This is a genomic window from Paenarthrobacter sp. TRD_SC_7 (genome assembly GCF_056156245.1).
In genome coordinates this window covers 2943231-2960785 of sequence record NZ_CM149587.1, presented here as the reverse complement: position 1 = coordinate 2960785, position 17555 = coordinate 2943231, and the positions used below count along the sequence as shown (strand labels likewise).

At 60.0% G+C, this 17555-nt stretch carries 12 protein-coding genes; 3 read left to right on the top strand and 9 right to left on the bottom strand.

The window, feature by feature from the left end; genetic code table 11:
- Positions 1–3: 3 nt before the first annotated feature.
- The 4 genes from AC0J5Z_RS14345 to AC0J5Z_RS14330 form a co-directional block, all read right to left on the bottom strand.
- Positions 4–1893, bottom strand: coding sequence for a propionyl-CoA synthetase (locus AC0J5Z_RS14345; RefSeq protein ID WP_475033365.1), 1890 nt, complete (start codon positions 1891–1893; stop codon positions 4–6).
- A gap of 8 nt (positions 1894–1901) precedes the next feature.
- Entirely contained in the window at positions 1902–3002 is a 1101-nt protein-coding gene (locus AC0J5Z_RS14340; protein WP_475033361.1) for an enoyl-CoA hydratase/isomerase family protein, read from the bottom strand.
- A gap of 2 nt (positions 3003–3004) precedes the next feature.
- A complete protein-coding gene (locus tag AC0J5Z_RS14335) occupies positions 3005–4507 on the bottom strand; it encodes a CoA-acylating methylmalonate-semialdehyde dehydrogenase (RefSeq protein ID WP_475033358.1) in 1503 nt (500 codons plus the stop codon).
- Between the two features lie 210 nt (positions 4508–4717).
- Positions 4718–5623 carry a LysR family transcriptional regulator gene (locus AC0J5Z_RS14330; protein WP_475033355.1) on the bottom strand — a complete coding sequence of 302 codons (906 nt, stop codon included), beginning with the start codon at positions 5621–5623 and terminating at the stop codon, positions 4718–4720.
- A 164-nt stretch (positions 5624–5787) separates the two neighbouring features.
- On the opposite strand from AC0J5Z_RS14330, the gene AC0J5Z_RS14325 reads away from it, so the two are divergent.
- Positions 5788–7002 (top strand): acyl-CoA dehydrogenase family protein, encoded by a 1215-nt coding sequence (locus AC0J5Z_RS14325; protein ID WP_475039708.1) that lies wholly within the window; start codon positions 5788–5790, stop codon positions 7000–7002.
- Between the two features lie 366 nt (positions 7003–7368).
- Here the strand turns inward: AC0J5Z_RS14325 and AC0J5Z_RS14320 are convergent, their stop codons facing one another.
- The 5 genes from AC0J5Z_RS14320 to AC0J5Z_RS14300 form a co-directional block, all read right to left on the bottom strand.
- A complete protein-coding gene (locus tag AC0J5Z_RS14320) occupies positions 7369–8304 on the bottom strand; it encodes a glycosyl hydrolase family 18 protein (protein ID WP_475033353.1) in 936 nt (311 codons plus the stop codon).
- Between the two features lie 106 nt (positions 8305–8410).
- Positions 8411–11446 carry an alpha-mannosidase gene (locus tag AC0J5Z_RS14315; RefSeq protein WP_475033351.1) on the bottom strand — a complete coding sequence of 1012 codons (3036 nt, stop codon included), beginning with the start codon at positions 11444–11446 and terminating at the stop codon, positions 8411–8413.
- Between the two features lie 182 nt (positions 11447–11628).
- The gene (locus tag AC0J5Z_RS14310) at positions 11629–12549 is read right to left on the bottom strand and encodes a carbohydrate ABC transporter permease (RefSeq protein WP_475033349.1); all 921 of its coding nucleotides are present in this window, start codon (positions 12547–12549) and stop codon (positions 11629–11631) included.
- On the bottom strand, positions 12546–13424 hold the full coding sequence (locus tag AC0J5Z_RS14305) for a carbohydrate ABC transporter permease (RefSeq protein WP_475033347.1): 879 nt from the start codon (positions 13422–13424) through the stop codon (positions 12546–12548). The genes AC0J5Z_RS14310 and AC0J5Z_RS14305 overlap by 4 nt, the downstream gene beginning before the upstream one ends.
- A 15-nt stretch (positions 13425–13439) precedes the next feature.
- Positions 13440–14708: an ABC transporter substrate-binding protein gene (locus AC0J5Z_RS14300; RefSeq protein ID WP_475033345.1), complete on the bottom strand. Its 1269-nt coding sequence runs from the start codon at positions 14706–14708 to the stop codon at positions 13440–13442.
- A gap of 215 nt (positions 14709–14923) precedes the next feature.
- Between AC0J5Z_RS14300 and AC0J5Z_RS14295 the strand changes: the two genes are divergently transcribed.
- Together AC0J5Z_RS14295 and AC0J5Z_RS14290 are read left to right on the top strand one after the other, a co-directional pair.
- Positions 14924–15961: a LacI family DNA-binding transcriptional regulator gene (locus AC0J5Z_RS14295; RefSeq protein ID WP_475033343.1), complete on the top strand. Its 1038-nt coding sequence runs from the start codon at positions 14924–14926 to the stop codon at positions 15959–15961.
- 210 nt (positions 15962–16171) lie between these two features.
- Positions 16172–17452, top strand: a complete 1281-nt coding sequence (locus AC0J5Z_RS14290; RefSeq protein WP_475033340.1) for a glycoside hydrolase 5 family protein — start codon at positions 16172–16174, stop codon at positions 17450–17452.
- Positions 17453–17555: the final 103 nt, after the last annotated feature.

Sequence of the window (17555 nt, the reverse complement as noted above, 5' to 3'; positions counted from 1 at the left end):
CGACTAATTGTTGGCGGGCTTACCTTGAAGTATTGGGCTAAGCGAAGTGAAGATTTCGGGATTCTCGATGGTCGCGGGCAGCGCTTCATCGCGCCCTTCGGCGATTGCGCGCATGCTGCGGCGCAGAATCTTCCCCGAGCGCGTCTTGGGGAGGCCGTCCACGACGTAGAGTTCGCGAAAGGCCGCAACCGGTCCGACCTCTGCGCGGACAGAGGCGATGATCTGTTCCCGCAAAGTGCCCTCCGCGATGCTGGCCCCGGCTTTCAAGACCACGAAGCCCCGAGCCACCTGTCCCTTCAACGGGTCCGGCACTCCGATGACCGCGCATTCGGCGACGGCCGGATGAGCAGCCAACACCGCTTCCAAGACCCCAGTGGACAAACGGTGGCCGGCAACGTTGATGACGTCATCAGTGCGGCCCATGACAAACACGTATCCGTCCACGTCGATCAGGCCGCTGTCGCCGGTGAGGTAGTACCCGTCAAACTGGCTTAAGTACGCCTTGCGATAGCGTTCCTTGTCTTTCCAAAGGGTGCTCAGCATGCCCGGGGGTTGCGGCAACTTGATACAAAGCATTCCCTCCGTGCCGGCCTCCACCGGATTGCCGACCGAGGAGAGCACTCGAATGTCGAACCCGGGAACAGGAACCGAGGGCGACCCCGGCTTGAGGGGCATAGGTTCCAGACCTCGGAGGTTCGCGCATGCAGGCCATCCGGTTTCCGTTTGCCACCAGTGATCGACCACCGGAACGCCCAGGATGGTGCCGGCCCACGAGTAAGTGTCTGGATCAAGCCTTTCGCCTGCGAGGAACAGGGTCTCCAGACTGCTGAGGTCGTACCCGGCCAAACACTTCCCCTCGGGGTCAACGCGTTTGATTGCCCGGATGGCCGTGGGTGCAGTGAGCAGTACTTTGACTTTGTACTTCTCGATGATGCGCCAGAACGCACCGGCGTCGGGAGTTCCAACAGGCTTTCCCTCGAACATGACAGTAGTGGCACCGCAAATGAGTGGCCCGTACACCGTGTAAGTGTGGCCGACCTGCCATCCGACATCTGAGGCCGCCCACATGGTCTCCCCTGGTTGAACGTTGTAGACGTTGGGCAGGGACCAGGCCAGTGCGACGGCGTGGCCGCCGTTGTCCCGGACTACACCTTTGGGTTTTCCGGTGGTTCCAGAGGTGTAAAGGATGTAGAGGGGATCGGTCGACATGACCGGTTGGCATTCGGCCGGTTCGGCAGCGGAAATGACTGCATTCCAATCGAATTCGCCTTCTCCCAGTTCCGACATCGACTGTTCACGTTGAAGGATGATCGTGGAATCGGGACGGTGGCGGGTCTTTTCCAATGCAGCCCGGATGATCGGGGTGTATTCCACAACACGGCCTGGCTCCAGTCCACAGGATGCAGCCACGATGACTGTTGGCTCGGCGTCGTCGATTCGCGAGGCAAGTTCAGGAGCGGCAAAACCTCCAAAGACCACGGAATGAATCGCGCCGAGCCGAGCACATGCCAGCATCGCAATGGCGGCTTCGGGCACCATCGGCATGTAGATCAGCACGCGGTCTCCGCGACCAACGCCCAAGTTGCGAAGGGCGCCTGCGAACCGGCTGACGCGGTCAAGGAGTTCGGTGTATGTATAGCGTTCTGTTCGGTTGGCCATGGCCGATTCCCAGACGAGGGCCAGCCGGTCACCTTTCCCTTGGGCCACGTGGCGGTCCAGCGCGTTGTAACACGTGTTGAGTACGCCGTCCGGGAACCAGGTGAAGAATGGAGCCTCGGAGTCGTCGAGCGCGCGATGGGGTTTTTCATACCAGTCGATCGCGTCGGCGGCTTCGAGCCAGAACGATCGGGGGTCGGCCATACTGCGTGAGTAAGCGTCAGCGTATGCAGACATGGAATGCTTCACACTCCTGAAAAAGTTGAAAATTGGTGGGTTGCTGGCTTCGGAGGCGTCAACTGGTTGCCAAGCCCGAGCTCACGCCGGCCGAGGGAGGCGAAGCATGCCGCAACCATCTCCTTGGTCACATCGGCCGTGGCTGTTGGGTTCCAGCGGGGACTCCGGTCTTTATCGATGACTTGTGCGCGAATGCCCTCTCGGAAGTCATTGCCTTCCAGAAGACGGAGAGCGATGCGGTATTCCATGTCCAGCGCTTCCTCAAGAGCCAGGTCCCGTGCCCGCGCAAGTCTTAGTGCCTGAAGTGTGACTTTGAGCGCCGTCGGTGACTTGGCCTCGATAGTGTCCGCTGCGTGGGCCGCTTTCGGTACAGATGCGGTCCGTAGACGACGCACGATTTCGCCGACGTCGTCGGTCGCGTACGCCTTGTCTATCCAGGTTCTCTCCGCCGCGAGGCTGGAGGGCGGCGGCTCCTGGACGAAGTAGGCGACGGCGTCGTCGGCGGCTTCCTCTGCCAGCGCCGTCGCAAGTGCGTCCAGCCTGTCGCTCGGAACGAAGTGATCAGCGAGGCCAAGGTGCAGGGCGTCGGCGCCGTCGAGGTGGGCACCTGTCAGGGCCGCATGTGTCCCTGACTCCCCGGGGGCTGCCGCGAGCAAGTAGGTGCCCCCGACGTCGGGAACGAAACCTATCGTTGTCTCCGGCATGCCCATCCGTGTTCGTTCGGTGATGATTCGGTGGGAGCCGTGGGCCGAGATGCCCACACCACCGCCAAGTACCAGACCGTCCATAAACGCCAGGTACGGTTTGGGGTAGCGGCCGATGAAGGAGTTGAGACGGTACTCCCTGGCCCAGAACTGCGCAGTGGCGCTGCCGCCGTCGTCGAGCATGTCTCGGTAGATCGCCACGATGTCGCCGCCGGCGCAGAAGCCGCGTTCCCCGGTTCCCCTCACCAGGACCGTCTTAACTGCGTCGTCTTCGGCCCATTCCCCAAGCTTGGCGAGCATGGCTTCCACCATCTGCGGGGTCAGCGCGTTGATGTTCCGCGGCCGGTTGAGCAAGATGGTGCCGAGCTGGCCTCGACGTTCGAAGAGGACTTGGTCGGTGGGCATGGTCAGCTTCCGGCAGGCATGACGAAGCTGGCGCCCCCGCGGATGCCCGACGGCCAACGGCTGGTGACAGTCTTGGTCTTGGTGTAGAACCGGAACGCATCCGGTCCATGCTGGTTAAGATCGCCAAAGCCCGACGACTTCCAGCCGCCAAAGGTGTAGTAGGCAATCGGGACCGGCAGCGGCACGTTGATGCCCACCATGCCGACTTCTACCCGGCTGGAAAAGTCGCGCGCCGCATCGCCGTCGCGTGTAAAGACCGCGACGCCGTTGCCGAACTCGTGCTCGTTGCACAAGCGCAGTGCTTCGTCGTAGTCCTCGGCACGGACAACGCTCAGCACGGGACCAAAGATCTCCTCTTTGTAGATGCTCATGTCGGGCGTCACGTGGTCGAACAGGGTGGGGCCCACCCAGAATCCCCCTTCGTAGCCCTCCACGGTGGGCCCGCGGCCGTCAACCACCAGTGTCGCTCCTGCGTCCTGGCCCGCGGAGATGTAGGACTCGATGCGTTCCTTCGCTGATCCAGCAATGACTGGACCGAAGTCGCTGTCCTTGTTCATGCTGTGGCCGACAGTGAGCTTGTTGATACGCTCTGTGAGCTTGGCAACAAGCGCGTCGGCCGTTTTTTCGCCCACCGGCACTGCGACTGATATCGCCATGCAGCGTTCGCCCGCGGAGCCGTAGGCCGCGCCGATCAAGGCGTCAGCTGTCATATCCAGATCGGCGTCCGGAAGGATCACCATGTGGTTCTTGGCGCCGCCGAAGCACTGGGCGCGCTTGCCCTGAGCGGCGGCGGTAGCGTAGATGTACTGGGCGATCGGTGTTGAGCCGACGAAGCCAATTGCCTTGACGCGCGGGTCCTCAAGGAGCGCATCCACGGCTTCCTTGTCGCCGTTGATCACATTGAACACGCCGTCCGGCAACCCTGCTTCGGTGAGTAGTTCCGCCAGACGAAGAGGAACGGAGGGATCGCGTTCGGAGGGTTTGAGGACGAAGGCGTTGCCGGCCGCCAACGCGGGTCCGGCCTGCCACAGTGGGATCATTGCCGGAAAATTGAATGGACTGATGCCTGCAACGACACCGAGCGGTTTCCGCAGAGAGTGGACGTCGATTCCCGTCCCGACACTGTCGGAGAACTCACCCTTCAACAAATGAGCAGCGGCTCCAGCTGAGAATTCCACGACCTCGAGGCCGCGCTGGATGTCCCCCTTCGCATCAGCAAAGGTCTTGCCGTGCTCGGAAGAGAGCAATTCCGCGAGCTCGTCCAAATGATCATTGACGAGTCCCACGAACTTCAGCAGGATTCTGCCGCGGCGCTGCGGATTCATGGCCGACCATTCCGCGTGGCCCTTTTCGGCGTTGGCCACAGATTCACCTACCTCTGCGGGGGTAGCAAGCGGGACACGTGACTTCACCTGGCCTGTGCAGGGGTCATAGACGTCGCTAAAGCGCTGGGACGTGCCTTCCGTGCGGGTTCCGCCAATGTAGTGCGTGAGTACGTTGACCATGTAGTGCTCCTTTGCTTGTGGATCACGCGGCCGAGGTTCTATTGGGCGGGGTGATCCATCATGTGGTCGAAGGTCAAGGGGTTCCAGCTGTCTGCTGAATCGCTGATTTAGCGTCCCACTGCCTCAACGGTGCAAACAAGGACAGTTAAAGCAGATGCCATGTGCATGCATGCACATGGCATCCGTGACGGGTTGGCCTTGTTGCGACCGCTAAGACAGCATCTCGTCCTGGCGGCTGCGGACTTCGGACAGAACTGCTTTGATGACGGCCTGGACCGCAGGGGAGCGAAGTGATTCTGGTCTGGCCGCGGCCCAGAAGCTCACCCGTCGTTCAAAATCGTGCGGCAGTACCGGGACGAAACCAGGCAGGCCATAGACCATGAAGGAGGGTAGGAGGCCGATTCCGCCGTTATGACGAACCGCTTCCAGCTGGGCAAAAAGGCTGGTCGCCTGAAAGTTGGCCGGAGTGTCTGTCAGGGTTTGCGAACGGTGCCCTATTTCGACAACTTGAAGAAGCGACTCCACGTAGGACACGAACCTGTGGCTTTGAAGCTCTGGAAGTGTTTGGGGCGTCCCGCGCTCTTTCAGGTAATTTGGGCTGGCATAAAGGCGGAGGACGTAGTCGGCAAGGAAGATTGTCTCGGTTCTCCCCGCCTCGACGATGCCGGCGACAATCTCAAGATCCACTCCCGACCTGTTCCGGCTGAGCTTGCGTGTAGCATTGAGCATTTCGATCCGGAGCAAGGGGTTTCTGCGCTGAAGCCGCACGAGCGCCGGCGTCACGAACATGGGTCCGAATACGTCGGGGGTGCTGATCCTGACCAAACCCGAGAGTGAATCGGCAGTACGATCCAAACTGGCCGCAAGGCCTCCCAAGCTTCGCTCAACGCCCTCTGCCGCAGCGACCGCCTGTCGTCCCAACTCGGTAAGCTCCCAACCATAGGGGGTGCGTTCCAGGGTGCGGCCGCCCAGACGTTTATCCAAGGCGATGATCCGCCTTGAGATGGTGGTGTGTGTGGTTTCCAGCGCTTCAGCGACCGCGTTGAATCTACCCAATCGGGCAACAGTGAGCAGGACGAGAAGATCATCTGCGCTTGGAAGTCCTTTAAAGTCCAACGTTTCGCCTCCTGTGCATCAACGCACACTATGTCTGCCTAAACAGGCTTTTAGTAGGACTTCCTAGTATCTACTAGAAAGTCCTACCATGAGTGCATGGTGCGTTTCTGCTGCCAGTAAGCCCAGTCAAGCTACTCCTGTCAAGGATGAAGGGACACATGCTCATGAAACTGGAAGAAAGAGTTCGCAACCTGCCCGACGAAGCGGCGCCAACCACACCGCCGCCTTTCCCTGATGGCGACATGATGCATATCTTGGATCTGCTCCCACCCGCCGAGCGTTCCCGGTTGTTGGACATCCGTAGATTTCTCCAGGAGGACGTCCGGGCAGCAACCATTGACTACTGGAACAGGGAGGAGTTCCCGTTCGAGCTATTGGCCAGGCTCGGAGCCTATGGCTTGGGAGGCTTGCAAACAGATGGAACGTCAGTCCTGTTTAAGGGACTCGTATATGTTGAGGTCGCACGGGCGGACGTCTCACTGTCAGCCCTGGTAGGCATTCACAACGAACTCATCGTGGGAATGATTAGTGCATTGGGATCGCAGGCCCAAAAAGACCGTTGGCTCCCTGGCCTGACCTCATTCCGGCAACTCGGCGCCTTTGCCCTCACGGAGCCGGACCATGGTTCGGATATCGCCGGCGGCGTTGAGACTACGGCCCGCCTTGAAGGCGGGGAGTGGGTCATCGATGGTGCAAAACACTGGATAGGCTCGGGAACCATTGCCGACTTCGCCTTGGTCTGGGCCCGGGATGTCGCGGACGGGCAGATTAAAGGCTTCATTGTTGAGACGGATCGCCCTGGATACTCAGCAACGAAAATCTGCAACAAGATAGGTTTGCGGATCATGCAAAACGCCCACATTGAACTGAAGTCAGTCCGGATTCCCGAAGCAAACCTCCTGCCGGGAGCGACCAACTTCTCCAAAGCAAACGACCTCTTGCGGGATTCCCGGGCATGGGTAGGGTGGCAGGCCGCTGGCATCCAACTCGCGGCGTTTGATATCGCCCGCGCCTACTCGTTGAAGCGAAAGCAGTTCGGTCGGGAACTCGCGAAGTTCCAATTGGTACAGCAACAGTTAGCCGAGATCATTGGGAACGCCACCGCATCCCTCGGATTAATGGCACACCTGGCGAGGATACAGACCGATGGAAAGCTGGAGATGGTCCAAGCTGCCATGAGCAAGGCAACCACCACTCGAATGGCAAGGGCTTCGGTAGCCATGGGCAGATCCCTGCTCGGCGGAAACGGGATAAGCAGCGACTATGAAATGGGCAAGCTGCTGGGGGACGCCGAAATCCTGTACACCTACGAGGGGACCTATGAGATCAATTCCCTCATTGTCGGCCGTGCCGTCACCGGCAAATCCGCATTCGTCTAACCCTGATCGGATCGCACTAGACGTAGCCGGCGGCATTCACGGTAAGCGTTAGACAGGCCAATGGCATTAGGGGCCTTATCAGGGCGGAGAGCGCTTCGGCGTCCGCATCCGTGTTTATGCCGCCGGCACCGACATGCAGGGTTGTCTGCTCCCCGTATGCCGTGAAACAGGCGTGCCAGATTGGTTTGGGCTTCGGCGACCGGGACGTTTTGTACGTTGACGCTGCCAACTGTGATGTCTGCCTTGACGGTGCCGTCGCGCCACATAAGACCGCGGGTCCTGGATCCGCCGATGTCAACACCGATGATAGTTTTTGTTGTCCCGGGGCCTGCTGGCACGCCTGTTTCCTTCCTCATTTTGCTTTGATTACGGCTTCATGGCGCGGCTGACATGTGCCGCCCATTTCCAAGGTGCACTCGTTCCTCCGGGCAGGGAGTTGAAATACTCCCAGGAGGCGACTCCGCCGAAGTGCGGGTAGGTGCGTGTCAGAGATTTTATCGTCTTTGTAAGTGTGGCCATGGGAACATATCCGGAGCATCCTTCCGTGGTGGTGTAGGTACCCGCGACCACCTTGCTGGCAGGAATTATTCCGCGATTGATGATTGCTTCATATCCCTCCGGGGAGGCCAGATTGCCCCATCCGCAGTAGAACTGTGTGTTGAACCAGCTGATGGAGCGGCCGTGGGTGGAGTAAAGTTCCTCGTAATTAAACCCGGACAAGTTCCCGCCACCGCTGAGGGCCGTGGCTACTGGGGCCATGGTGATGATGAAGCCCTCGCCGAAGTCGGCTTTAAGTGAGTCGATGAGGTGCCGGATGCCGGCAATGGACATGTCCTCTTCAACATCCAGGTCGATACCGTCCAGTTTGTACTTGGCGATCATCTCCCTCAGAGCCGGGTAGTAGGTATCGAAGGTTTCCGGTTCCAGTCTCTGATAGGTCCCTTGGGCGGCTCCGCCGAGCATTCCAAGAACTCTGACGCCCTTGAGCTTCATCTCCTCGAGTTCCTGCCACATCGGGTCGAACTTTGGGTCCGAGGGGACGTCGTCGTTTAGCCGGATGTCCCCGGGAGTGCTGTTGACGTGAATCGCGGCAACGATCATGTCCGTCAGACCGGTCTTCTTGTCGGTCAACGGCTTGGGGGAGACATAGCGATCGTCATGGTATTGCGTCTGGTAGTAAACCACCACGCGGTGCTCGTCGGCGGTGGCGGTTGCTGGCGGTGCCACCATGAGGCCCGCGGCGACCGCAACTGCTGCTGCGAGCGTGGCCAGCCGCCAACGGCTTCTAAAGTTTGCTTTCATGTGCATGCCTGTCCTTTGTTGTGTGGATAGTGCTCTCTGAAAACGCGAAGGCACGGTTTCGTCTTTCGGTCGAGGAGATACGTGTTCGCAGGTGCCCAACGCAGGATTATCCGGAGAGGCGGAACCGGAAGGTGCGCACCTCAAAAGCAGTAAGTGTCACCGGTATGTTCCCGCTGCTGTCGGCGGCAACGGTAGTGGCACTGTCGAGTTCTTCTTCCAGCAGGGTGACGGTTGATGCCTGGCAGAAGGGGGTGTGTACGGTCAATTTTCCGTGTGTCCGCCTCCCTTCGGACTCGTAGAGCCGAACTACCAGGTCCCCTGTCCGATCAGCTGCCAGCTTTACGCTTGATAACACGAGGCCCCTGCCGGTCACTGAGACAAGGGGAGTGAATCCGTGGTTTCCTTCCATCCGGCGTTCAGGCGTGTTGAGCAGGGCGCCTGCCTCCGTTGCGCTGGCGATGTCCGCACCGATGACAAGGCCGTAGCCGTGGGTCTGTCGGCCCTGGTCCGTTTCCGGGTCCGGGAATCGGGGGGCGCGCAGCAGTGACAGGCGAATGTTGGTTGTTACTCCGGTCTCGGCGGAATCGCGGGTGACGTCGAAGCCGTATGTTGAGTCGTTCACCAGCGCGGCTCCAAATCCGGGTTCCTCCGCGAGGATGAAGCGGTGCATGGAGGCCTCAAATTTCGCTGCTTCCCAACTTGTGTTGGTGTGGGTGACGCGCTTGTGATGGCCGAACTGAGTTTCGGCGATGGTGTGTTCGGCGCGGACATCCAAGGGGAAAGCAACTTTGAGGAATTTCTCGGTTTCGTGCCAATCCGTCACCTGGTTGATCTGAAGCACTCGTGATCCGGGCGCGAGGATGAGTTCCTGCCGAACGGAGGAGTTCGAAAAGCTACGCTCCACGACGACACGAGCGGTCCCATCGTTTCCGACGGACGCCGCGATAGCATCGGTGTCCCGAAGATCGGTGACGGTGTTGCGGTAGTACCGGTCGACGTCCCAGGCGTCCCACATATTGGGGAAGTCCTGGTGCAGCTGCAGCAGGTTTCCTTCGAGACCCGGCGCGATCACATTCCGCCCGCTCTTATGGTCAAAGGCGGAGGTGATGAGCCCCTGAGGGGAGATGGTTACAGTGACTAAATCGTTGGTCATGACGAAGCCGCCTTCGACCTCGGACACGTGCACAACACCTGAATCGGGGAAGTCCTCGATGGGAACCACAGCTCCGCCGCCTGCCGTGACACCGTCCCGGTTGAACGGAGCGCCGTTAAGAGCAACCGTGCGGTCTCCCTGTCCGATGAGTGCCCGCACTGCACGGACGATGATCTGCTCGGTTGCACGGCGGATGCGTTCGTACTCGGTAACAGCTTCGCGGTGGACCCAGGCGATGGAGGTGCCAGGGAGTATGTCATGGAATTGTTGCAGCAGGACTTGCTTCCACAGGGCGTCAATCTCGTCGTAGGGATACTCGAAGTCTGCCTGGACCGCAGCGGTGGACGCCCACAGCTCGGCCTCGACAAGCAGGTGCTCGCTGCGCCGGTTGCCTTGCTTTGTTTGATGCTGGGACGTGAGGGTCGCTCTGTGGAGCTCAAGGTAGAGTTCTCCTACCCAGACAGGCGGGTGGGTAAGTTGGTCCTTTGCGCGTTCGAAAAAGGCATCGGGGTGCTCCCATCGGACTTTCGCACTGCCTTCGAGGTTGGTGAGCCGACGGGCTTTTCCCGTCATTTCACGCGTCGTGCCCCCTCCGCCGTCGCCCCATCCCACGGGTGCGATGGATCCGGAGGCAAGACGGTTCTCGCGGAATTGATGCGAGGCCTTAGCAACCTCCTGTCCAGATAGCTGGGAGTTGTAGGTGTCCATGGAGGGAAAATGGCTGAAAACGCGGGAGCCGTCAATGCCTTCCCACAGGAAGGTGTGATGTGGGAATTTGTTCACTTGGTTCCATGAAATCTTCTGGGTGAAGAACCATTTGAAACCCGCGCGGCGCATCAGCTGTGGCAGCGCAGGTGAGTAGCCGAAGCTGTCCGGCAACCACACACCTTGGCTCTGAATGCCGAATTCTTCCTTGAAGAACTTCTGGCCGTACAGGAACTGTCGAACCAGGGACTCTCCAGACGGCATGACGGTGTCGCTTTCGACCCACATCCCGCCCAGCGGAAGGAATCGTCCGGCTGCGACGGCTTCCTTGACCCGTTTGTAGACTTCGGGGCGGTGTTCCTTGAGCCATGCGTATTGCTGTGCGCTGGACATGCCAAAGAGGAAATCCTCGTCCTGATCGATGAGTTCGGTCATCGACGACGCCGTGCGGGCCACTTTTCGGATGGTCTCGCGAACGGGCCACAGCCAGGCGGAATCAATGTGGGCGTGTCCGATGGCGGAGATCTCGTGGGCGCTTTCGTGAGCGCTCTTGCTCAGGACTTCGACCAGGGCGTCTCGGGCATCCTGAGCGGTCTCCGGTATGCGTTGGAGGTCGAGCCGGTCAAGGGCATCGTCCAATGCCTGCAGGATCTTCATCCGGCGTGGCCCTGCTGGCAGTTCGGCCTGAAGTTCGAGCAACACCTCGATATCGAGTCCCAGCTCGTGTACTTCGTGCTCGACCAGGGCGAGGTCCATCCGGCGCGTCGTATATAACTTTCGAGGGGACGATGTTTGGATGTCACCTTCACGGGTGGGCAGGAAAGGGTGGTAGTCGAGCAGCACCGGGTTGGCTGCGGCCTCAAGGAAGTACTCGATTGTTTCGCCACCGTGGGCGGCGCCGGAGACTTCAATCCACTGGTTTCTGGGGTTGAGCGACTTTACCGGGGTTCCGTCCGGGCGGTAGACAAGACCCTCGCATTGAAAACCTGGCATGTTTTTGTCAAACCCAAGGTCAACGATGGCTTCCACCTGCCGGCCTGCCCATTCAGGAGGGATCATGCCTTGCAACCGGAACCAGGTGGTGCCCCATGCCGCTCCCCATGGTTCGCCTACCTTGTAGGCCGTATAGTCCAGATCCATTGCTGCCGTGGCAGAAATGGGTTCTCCGGGTAGTTCGTTCCAATCGACGGTGAGCGGGACCGAGACCGAGTGGATGGCCGGGAGGATCCGCTCCTCCAGAACGCGCTTGGCGCGGCCGATGGTCAGTGGGATGTCGTCATGCATGAATGCCTTTCGCCCGGGTTAGCCCGGTTCACTTTTCAAGTAGTAGGTGTTTAGCCTCATGCGGTGGTGTTTTTAGCTCACGCATGGGTCTAAAGGTCAGATGCCTGTCCCTTGTCGGCACGCGTCTGAAGAGCAGGCCTGGGCAGGCCAATCGTGGGGGCGCTGTGTCGTTGATCCCACCCTCATCCTTTGATGGCTCCTTCTCCTACTCCCTTAAAGAACCACCGCTGCACGGCGGCGAAGACAACCGCGACCGGGATGAACGCAATCATCGTGCCGGCTGCGATCATTCGTTGGTCGGTGCCGAAGGTACTTGCCAGGTACTGCAGCCCAATGGTTAGGGTGAAGTTCTCGGGGTTCGTCAGGACGATGAGTGGCCAGAGGAAGTCATCCCATGCACCGATGAAGGTGAAGATGATGATCACCGCCAGCGTGCCCTTAACCGAGGGCAAACCTATGTAGCGCAATCGTTGCCAGACGTTGGCGCCGTCCATGATGGCCGCTTGGTCGATTTCCTCTGGCAGGGACCGGAATGCGTTGTACATGAGCAACACGTTCAGCGTTGCGATCATCCCCGGCAGGGCCACACCTAACAGAGTGTCCGCGAGGCCCAGATCCCGGATGGTGACGAACTGCGACACGATGGTAGCTTCGCCAGGCAGGATCAAGGTTGCGAGGAAAAGGCCGATCACTGTCTTCCGGAAGCGGAATTTCAAGCGGGCCATGGCGAAGCCTGCCAGAGTGGCACCCACCACATTCCCGGTGATGCACAGCGCGGCCACCACCAAGGAATTTCCGATGTAGCCAAGGACCGGAATGGCGTCAGAGACAGCACCATAGTTGGCCAGAGTGGGCTGCTCGGGGATGAACGACGGGGCCGCGGTGTAGATGTCTTCCCCGGAGTCTTTCAGGGAGGTGGAGAGTTGCCAGAGGAAAGGTCCGATGCAAATGAACAGGACGAACACCAACAGGGTGTAGCGGACTACTACCTCCTGCCAGGATGTGCTGTTGAAGCCGCGTCCGCGCCGACGCCTGGTCCGGGTTATCGTATCCGTCCCCTGCAGGGGCGGCGGTGCGGGCTTCTGAAGGCTTTGCAGGCTCATGATTCGTTCGTCTTCCTGTTGATCCTGGCAAGAACGAGCATGGGGACGATCGTTACGAAGAACAACACGATGCTCAGGGCGGAGGCGTAACCCAGGTCGCCGTAGAAGCCCCTGGCGTACTGCTGGATGAGCATGACGACGGACATGTCCTGGCCGCCGGGACCGCCCGTGGAGCCGGTGAGGATGTAAAGCTCGGAAAACACCCGCAGCGCTGAGATCGAGACCAGGATGCTGACAAGAACGATCGTGTTTCGCAAGCTGGGCAACGTGACGCTGAAGAACCGGCGCACCGCCCCTGCCCCGTCTACCGCCGCGGCCTCGTGCAGCTCATTAGGCACGTTGCCTAGGGCGGACACGTAAATGATCATGTAGTACCCCAGGCCTTTCCAGACCGTGAGGCTGATGGCGCTGAACAACACCAGCCAGCGGTCCGTCAGGAAGGGCAAAGGTCCTTGGAGGACACCCAGGCTGGTGGCCATATTGTTGATTAGTCCGCGGTCATCCAGCAGCCAGGTCCAGATGAGGCCGACGACCACTGCGGAAGCAATCACGGGGGTGTAGAAGGCCGTACGGAAAAAAGTGATGCCGGGCAGCTTCTTTTGGATCAGGATGGCAATCAGTAGCGGCCCGATAGTCAGCAGCGGCAGGCAGAGGATCATATAGATCCCGCTGTTGAGCAGGGCGTTAGCGAGCTGGCTGTCCTGAAGTAGGTCCTGATAGTTGCGGAGCCCCACGAACTCGCCGCCGCCCAGAGGCTTGCTGTTCGTGAATGACAGCCTGACGGTGTTCAGTGAAGGCCAGATACTGAAAACCAGCAGCCAGAGCAGCGCCGGTACTATCAGCACCCAGGGAGTGAGGAGACGGTGCGATTTCATGGTGTTTCCGCCCGCCTATCCACGGGCAAGCATCTTGTTGATCCGCTCGGCTGCGTCATCAAGGGCCTTCTTACTGGGCACGTCGCCCCGGATTGCCAAGGCGATCTGCTGGCTGAGGATGTCGCTCATGGCTTCATTGATTTCGTACGGTGTCAGGTTCTTTGCCGTGTCCAATGTCTTGAACGCCAAGACTTTGGCGTCGCTGGCGGGCGTGCCGTCGCTTTGGGAGAAATAGGGGTCGCTGGAGGATGACTTGGTGCTGGGGAAGATGTTCACCAGATGGGCGAACTTGCCCTGGTTCTCGGCGTTCGTCATCCATTGGGCCAGGGCCACAGCCGTAGGCAGGTTTTTGCTCTTGGCGTTTACGCCCATGCCCTGGACGTACAGGGGAGGCACGTCCAGCGACTGGGTGGCGATGACTTTGCCTTTAAGGCTTGGGTTGTCCTTTTCGAAACTGGGGATGCTGTTGCCGCCACCCGTGGTCCAGGCGACCTTGCCTTCCGTAAAGAGCTGGGAATTCCCCAAATAGTCGTTGTTGAGCACCGTAGGGGGCATGTAGCCAGCCTTGAAGGCGTCCCGGTACCGGTCCAGCAGGGCGGCGGCGTTGTCAGTGTTGAAAGCTACGCTCCGACCATCATCGGCGAGAACGCTGATCCCTGCGCGGGTGAAGTCCTCAATTCCAGGCTTTCGGCTGAGCAAGTACTCCTTGCCCTCTGATGCGTCGTGCATGATCTTTGCCTGGGCGAACAATTCGTCGGTGGTCCGGGGCGGTTTTGCAGGATCCAGACCGCTGGCGGCGAATTTCTCGGTGTTCCAGTAATTGACGTCCGTATTCAGGTACCAGGGATACCCGAAGGTGCCGTCCAGTCCCTTGTACTTGAAAGCATCCAACCCGCCCTGAACATACGTGTCCTCCAGAGTCTTGTCGACAATTGAAACGTCCAACAGCATGTTTTGGCGGGCCAGCGGCAGTGCGAAATCAGGCGGGATGTTCACGACGTCGGGAAGCGTGCCGGAGCTTGCCTGGGTGAGGACCTTTTCTGCGTATCCGTCGCCTGGCTGGTCCACGAGCGTGACCTTCGTGCCAGGATACTTGGCCTCAAAACCCTTGATGACCTCGTCAAGATAGGCGGTGAACTTGGGCGTCAGGGACCAGGTCTGCAGGCTGACTTCGCCGGTGATGGGGCCGGACGCCGGCTGCGCCGCCGGAGCCTGGCTGCCGCAGCCAGCCAATGCCAAGGACGCGGCAGCCAATACTGCCAGTCCGGGTACAAGTTTGCGCATATATACTCCTCAAAGGATGTCTTGCACATGGTGGAAGATTTTCGAATCGGCTATTTACTAAACCGATATAGTAGAAGATAACCAACCATTTCCATGAGTGCCTGTCAAGAGGGTCGCGACATCGGTCGTGCTTGCAGGTCGCGGCGGCGAGGCCGTCATGCGGGCTCCTGGCGCCGCTCGGAATTGCTGGCGACCAGAGGCAAGAGGAGGCAAGTATGTCCAGATCCAGGGCAACAATCGAAGATATTGCAAAGCAAGCCGGGGTATCGCGGGGCGCCGTCTCGTTCGCGCTGAATGGACGGCCCGGCGTGAGCGAAGCTACGCGTGCTCGCATCCTTCAGGTTGCCTCAGACCTCAATTGGTTTCCGCACAGCGCGGCCAAGGCCCTGAGCGGGTCGCGGACTGATGTCACCGGTTTAGTTATTGCTCGGCCAGCCAAAACCCTCAGCGTTGAACCCTTCTTTTCGATGCTCATCTCGGGCATCCAGGCCGGGCTCTCGAGCGCTGGAGTGGCTCTGCAGATGCAGATCGTGGAGGACTCGGAGGCCGAGATTGCGACCTACCGCCGCTGGTGGAACGAGCACCGCGTGGATGGGGTCATTCTCATCGACCTGCAGGAGAACGATCCCCGCATCCCTGTTCTCGAGGAGCTGTCAATTCCTGCTGTGGTGGTGGGCGGACCGGGCGAGCATGGACATCTTTCCAGCGTCTGGGCTGATGACAGGGCAGCCATGCTTTCCGTGGTCGAGTACCTGACGGCCATCGGCCATCGGCGACTGGGGCACATTAGTGGCCTTCCCAGCTTTCAACACACCCGACGCCGCATTCAGGCCTTGGCGGACTCCTCCGACCGGCTGGGCCTCGACGGGGCGGAATCCTTGGCCACGGACTTCAGTGATGCCGCAGGCGCCGCAGCCACCCGGCAGCTGCTGTCGCGCCCGGACCGGCCCACAGCGATCATCTATGACAATGACGTAATGGCCTTGGCGGGCTTGGGTATCGCCAGTGAAATGAACATCAACGTCCCCCGCGAGCTGTCGATCGTCTCCTTTGATGATTCCGTGCTGACCAAGCTGACCAACCCTTCGATCACTGCGCTTACACGGGACACGTTCGATTTCGGCCATCAAGTTTCCAAGGCGTTACTCAGGGTGATCGCTGAGCCGCAGCGAGTTGAGAATCTCCAGCTGCCGACACCCGTCCTGTCAGTCCGCTCCAGCACGGCGCCCCCGATAGGGGGGAAGGCCCGCTGAACGTAGCTGAGTCCGACGCGCGATATGACGCACGAACGCAAACTAAACCGAATTAGTTAAAGTCTAGGCAGAACTACATTTGAGCTTGTAGTGTTTTGTGCAGCCGCGTTCTCAGCCGAACTAAATCGGATTAGTTTTGTGGGGCTTGCATTCATCCCACAGCAGGACAGGACGGCGGGAACAATCGGACAGCTAAACAAGGCAGGGTGCATGACACAGCAGCAGACAAGATTCGGCGCGAACTACACGCCATCCCAGGGATGGTTCCATCACTGGCTGGACTTTGATCTGGACGCTGTCAAACGGGATCTTGACTCAATTGCCGGTCTGGGCCTGGACCACATACGTGTCTTCGCGCTATGGCCACACTTCCAGCCGAATCGTTCGCTCATCCGTGGTCGATCCCTGGATGACCTTCGTTGCATGGTCGATGCTGCCGGAGACCGAGGGCTCGACGTTTCGGTGGACGGATTGCAGGGGCATTTATCCAGCTTCGACTTCCTGCCCGCCTGGACCCAAACGTGGCACCAGAAGAACCTCTTTACCGACCCCGACGTACTGGAGGGGCAGGCCGCCTACCTGACTGCACTGGCAGCGGCAGTGGCAGATCGTCCCAACTTTCTGGGCATGAGTGTAGGCAACGAATTCAGCCAGTTTGGCTCAACGGCACACCCGCAGCAGAGCCAGACCAGCCCCGAAGAAGCCGGGCACTGGGTCCGCACGATGCTGGCCGCCTGCGCCGCGGGCGCTCCGGACGCGTGGCACCACCACTCCGAGTACGACGCCGCCTACTTCGACGGGCTGCACGGCTTTACCCCCGGCACGGCCGTCCCCTACGGATCCATGCCGACAGTCCACTCCTGGGTATTCAACAACACCGCGCAGATCTATGGCGGCATGAGCGAGCAGAGTCTCCGCCTGGCGGAGTACCTGATCGAACTGGCCCGCGCCTGGTCTTCGAACCCCGCCGGTCCCATTTGGCTCCAGGAAGTAGGTGCTCCCAGCCCGCACGTTACGGCCTCCGACGCTGCCGAATTCTCCCGGCGCACCCTCCAATACGCCCTGGACTGCGAAAACCTCTGGGGTGTCACCTGGTGGTGCTCACATGACGTGGACCGCGCACTGGTCGACTTCCCCGAGCTCGAATACAGTCTCGGGTTGCTCGCAAACAACCAGAGCATCAAACCACAGGGTGTTGCCGTGTCCGGCATAGCCCGGGAAAACAGGAAACACCCGACCACGGTGCAGCGGCGTTCCACCGCCTTGGTACTGGACGTGGGCGACGTAAAGACCGCTCCGGACCGGGCCCAGTGCGCACCCGGTGGCCAGTTCTTCGAAGCTTGGATGTCCCTGGCTCTGACCGGCGAACGCCCCGCGGTAGTGCTGGCCAGCAAGGCCCAGGATAGCGACCACCTGGCATCGCGGGGGATCACAACAGTCCTCCCCATGCACCCGTCCGGCAGCGTGGCAGTTCCTGGCGAACATGGATAATCCCTTTTCAGACATGGAAACGAACCAGCATAATCAACACAGCCAAGGGCAGGCACAGTTTGCCGGGCCGCCCACACTAAGGCGCCAAGGAGGCCCACCGACA